General features: G+C 44.2%; 5 protein-coding genes. All 5 read right to left on the bottom strand.

The window, feature by feature from the left end; genetic code table 11:
* Positions 1-749, bottom strand: a 749-nt coding sequence (gene rho / locus AC5V8P_RS23850) for a transcription termination factor Rho (RefSeq protein ID WP_495473935.1), incomplete at its 3' end; no start/stop codon positions are given.
* 216 nt (positions 750-965) lie between these two features.
* Positions 966-2,219, bottom strand: a complete 1,254-nt coding sequence (gene murA, locus AC5V8P_RS23845; protein WP_063212132.1) for a UDP-N-acetylglucosamine 1-carboxyvinyltransferase — start codon at positions 2,217-2,219, stop codon at positions 966-968.
* A gap of 225 nt (positions 2,220-2,444) precedes the next feature.
* The gene (gene fba, locus AC5V8P_RS23840; protein ID WP_063212133.1) at positions 2,445-3,299 is read right to left on the bottom strand and encodes a class II fructose-1,6-bisphosphate aldolase; all 855 of its coding nucleotides are present in this window, start codon (positions 3,297-3,299) and stop codon (positions 2,445-2,447) included.
* Positions 3,300-3,548: 249 nt separating this feature from the next.
* Complete coding sequence (locus AC5V8P_RS23835) at positions 3,549-3,917, bottom strand: response regulator (protein WP_014599366.1); 369 nt, start codon at positions 3,915-3,917, stop codon at positions 3,549-3,551.
* A gap of 213 nt (positions 3,918-4,130) precedes the next feature.
* The coding region (locus tag AC5V8P_RS23830) for a glutamine amidotransferase-related protein (RefSeq protein WP_495473934.1) at positions 4,131-4,323 on the bottom strand (193 nt) is incomplete at its 5' end.

Genomic DNA, 4,323 nt, shown 5'->3' with positions numbered 1-4,323 from the left:
AGACGCAGTGCACGCTCCAACACCAATTCTGCCACTTTGATGTGATTTTCAGGAAGTTCATCAAATGTAGAGGCCACAACTTCACCTTTGACAGAACGCTGCATATCAGTCACTTCTTCTGGGCGTTCATCAATCAACAAGACAAATAGCTCAATCTCGGGATTGTTGGTTGAAATGCTATTGGCAATTTCTTTGAGGAGAAGCGTCTTCCCAGCTTTGGGAGGTGCCACAATAAGTCCGCGCTGTCCAAGTCCGACAGGGGCCAGTACATCCATAATTCTCGTAGACAAATGGTTGGGGGAAGTTTCAAGGACTAATTTGGTTTGCGGATACAGTGGAGTCAGTGCAGGAAAATGTAGCCGCTCAGCAGCTTGCTCAGGACTTCTTCCATTGACGGCGTTAACTTGAAGCAATCCAAAATATCGTTCATTTTCTTTTGGCGTTCGGCATTTACCGGAAACGAGATCGCCTGTTCTCAAGTCAAACTTGCGGATTTGCGAAGCAGAGATGTAAATATCTTCGGTACTCGGGAGATAATTGATCGGCCTCAGAAAGCCGTAACCTTCAGGAAGTATTTCCAGAACCCCCTGCATAAACATTAATCCGCTCTTCTCAGCTTGTGCGCGCAGAATGGCGAAAATTAATTCTTTCTTCTTGAGCGTTCCGTAGTACGGGATCTGGTATTGCTTGGCCAGCTTGTACAGGTCGGTCAGCTTCATTTCTTCCAGATCGGAAATTTGCAGATCCATATAATAACCACCTATTCAATTATTAAGTCCATTCATACATCTAAATGATAGACAATGATATCATAAACATCATCAACATAATTTTAACCAAAACAAATAAAGTTATGCAGCCATCTGCCTGGATTATACCGAAATATTCCGGTTTTCCGATTAAAGATTGTTAAGTATGAACCAAATCTTAAATCAAGCAGTGGCTGCATAGGTGTACTTGCTCTATTACTCAGTCTGCCGCCATACATCTGCGCCCAAATGACGCAGGTTGGAGACGAGATGATCATAACCACGGTCAATGTACTCGACACCCGTAACCTCGGTCACCCCTTCGCTTACGGTAAGCCCAGCAATGACGAGGGCCGCTCCGGCGCGCAAATCTGCCGCTTTTACTTTAGCCGCATTCAGTTGACCACCTTCAATAATGGCAGACCGACCTTCTACGCGAATTTTAGCTCCCATTCGTACCAGTTCAGGGACGTGCTTAAAACGATTGCTGTACACAAAATCGCTCAACACACTGACACCCTGAGCCTGGGTCAGCAAGCTGGTCATAGGAGATTGTAAATCCGTGGCGAAGCCAGGGTATACCAAGGCTTTAACGTCGACATGCCCATAGGAAGGTGCACCCAGTACGCGGATACTTTCATCATATTCCTCGATACCGATGCCCATTTCTTGCATTTTGGCAGTGAGCGCCTCCATATGTTTAGGGATTACATTGTCAATCAATACATTTCCACGGGTTGCCGCAGCAGCAATCATATATGTGCCTGCTTGTATACGGTCAGGTATGATGGAATGACGACAGCCATGCAGCTCCGACACACCTTCAATACGAATCGTCTCCGTACCAGCGCCTTTAATAATCGCCCCCATGGAGTTTAACAAAGTTGCTACATCTATAATCTCAGGCTCTTTAGCCGCATTTTCGATAGTTGTGGCGCCTTTGGCACGTGCGGCCGCCAGCATAATATTAATGGTTGCTCCTACGCTACTGACATCCAAATAGATCTTGGTGCCGCGCAGTTCTTTGGCATGCAAATGAATAGCACCGTGCTCGTTAGTAACTGTGGCACCTAGCGCTTCAAAACCTTTGATATGCTGATCAATGGGCCGGGGTTCAAAATTACATCCTCCTGGCAAACCGATGATCGCTTCCTTGAATCTGCCCAGCATGGCCCCCATCATATAATAAGAGGCTCGTAACTTCTTAACAGGTCCATTCGGCATAGGAATGGATTTAATGGAGGCAGGGTCTATCTTCATCTGGCTACCTTCCCAAGTAACCTTTGCGCCAAGCTCCTCCAATATTTCGGAATACACCGCCACATCACTGAGCAGCGGCAAATTATCCAGAATGACTTCCGACTCTGCCAGAATGGCTGCGGGAATCAAGGCGATGGCACTGTTTTTGGCACCGCTGATGGAAACTGTACCCTGAAGCGGCCGTCCACCGGTGATCATCAATTTTTCCATAAGCTTGAGGGTCCCCCTACGTGTTTTGCAGTCGGTCAAACAATAAACTGAAACCATACACTTTCAACTTTTTTAGTGGTGAAAATGGAAAGACACCGGCTAAGCGGTGTGCTTTCCATATCAAACTATTCAACTGTAAAGATTTAAGTAGTTTTGTGCAGCATAAAGACAGCTATAACAAAAATACAATCAGTCTATGCAAACGCACGACCAGTTATAACATTATTACGCTTTGTTGTTGGAACCAAACTCACGGATTTTACCGATAACTGTTTGTTTGATTGCTTCACGACCTGGTTGGATGAATGTACGTGGATCGTAAGCATCTGGTTTAGCAGCAAGCACTTCACGAACTACTTTCGCAAATGCGATTTGGTTTTCAGTGTTTACATTGATTTTGGAAGTACCCAAGGAAATAGATTTTTTGATGTCATGTGTAGGGATACCTGTTCCGCCATGAAGAACGAGTGGCAGTTTCACAGCATCGCGAATTTCTTCCATTTCTTTAAAGCCCAGGTTTGGCTCGCCTTTGTATGGTCCATGAACAGAACCCAGTGCAGGTGCCAGTGTATCGATACCTGTTTCTTTAACGATACGTACACAATCGTCCAGCTTAGCGTACATTACGTCACCAACAACATCATCTTCTTGACCGCCAACCATTCCAACTTCAGCTTCAACGGAAACGCCTTTGGAATGAGCATATTCAACAACTTTCTTTGTTGTTTCGATGTTTTTCTCGATTGGGCTGTGGGAATCGTCAATCATAACGGATGTGAAACCAGCGTCGATCGCTTCTTTACATTTTTCAAAGCTGGAACCGTGGTCCAGGTGAATTGCAACTGGAACCGTAATTTTCATGTCATGAATAAGACCTTCTACCATTTTAACAACAGTGTAGAATCCGCCCATGTGACGTGCTGCGCCTTCGGAAACACCCAGAATTACTGGGGATTTTTCTTCTTCAGCAGCGCCCAAGATAGCTTGAGTCCACTCCAGGTTATTGATGTTGTACTGACCTACTGCATATTTTCCTTCGAGTGCTTTGTTCAACATGTCTTTCATAGATACCAATGGCATGGTTACAGTCCTCCTAAAGGTGTTTGGGTTTGTCTATATTTTTTAGCCGACATCACATACGGGCTTATTATACCACAACCCATGTTAAATACTAAACAAGCTTTTGCATATCAACACATACAAAAATCACGTCCAGGACACCGTTTTTCCTAAGAATTGCATAAGGAGAGGATTTACTTTCAGTATTTCCCATAATCACAAACAAAAAACCCTGTTTCAATAACAGAGTTCTCGAACCTAATGACTTACCTAGTCACCTCTGAGTTGTTTGTTCACGGCAATCCGCATTTCATCAATATCAAAGGGCTTGGTAAAATGCATAAGTGCACCTAGCTCCGTCGCCTCTTTAATCATGTCCAGTTCTCCATATGCTGTCATCATAATGACCTTGATGTCGGGATTCATGCTTTTTAGATGCTTCAGAATTTCGAGTCCGTCCATTCCTGGAATTTTCATATCGAGTAGAACCAGATCGGGTGGTTCCTTCTCAACAATTTCAAGAGCAATTTTTCCGTTCGCTGCCTGAAAGGTCTCATAACCCTCACTTCCGAACACTTCCATCAGTAAAATCCGTATTCCATTCTGGTCATCGACGATTAATACTTTTTTCTTTTCCAATGTTTTAACCTCCTAAGATCTTAAAACGAGGATCATGCAGCTATTGCCATAACAGCGTCCGATGACGTACAATATCCGTCCCATACCTAAAATTATATTCGCTCCTGCAAAAAGAAAATCCTTCTCTTATACATAATTGTGGAATATTCTTTCATAATCAGGAAGCATGGGATAAAAAAAGACCTCCCAGAGGAGGTCTTTGAGGCTATAGCATTAACCTTGAAGCTGCAATGCAGCCTTTACAAATTCACGGAACAAAGGCTGTGGACGATTCGGACGGGAGGTAAATTCCGGATGGAATTGTACCGCTAGGAACCATGGATGCTCGGGAAGTTCCACAATTTCTACCAAACGCCCATCTGGTGAAGTACCGGAAATGCGAAGACCTGCCTTTTCAATAGCTTCA

This window comes from Paenibacillus sp. N119s (genome assembly GCF_059447605.1).
Note: the sequence above shows the minus strand (reverse complement) of the source record. Positions and strands in the feature narration are given on the sequence as shown.

Bases quoted from the DNA above. Each gene is read 5' to 3' on its own strand.
- murA (WP_063212132.1), bottom strand. From the start codon at position 2,219: ATGGAAAAATTGATGATCACCGGTGGACGGCCGCTTCAGGGTACAGTT.
- fba (WP_063212133.1), bottom strand. From the start codon at position 3,299: ATGCCATTGGTATCTATGAAAGACATGTTGAACAAAGCACTCGAAGGA.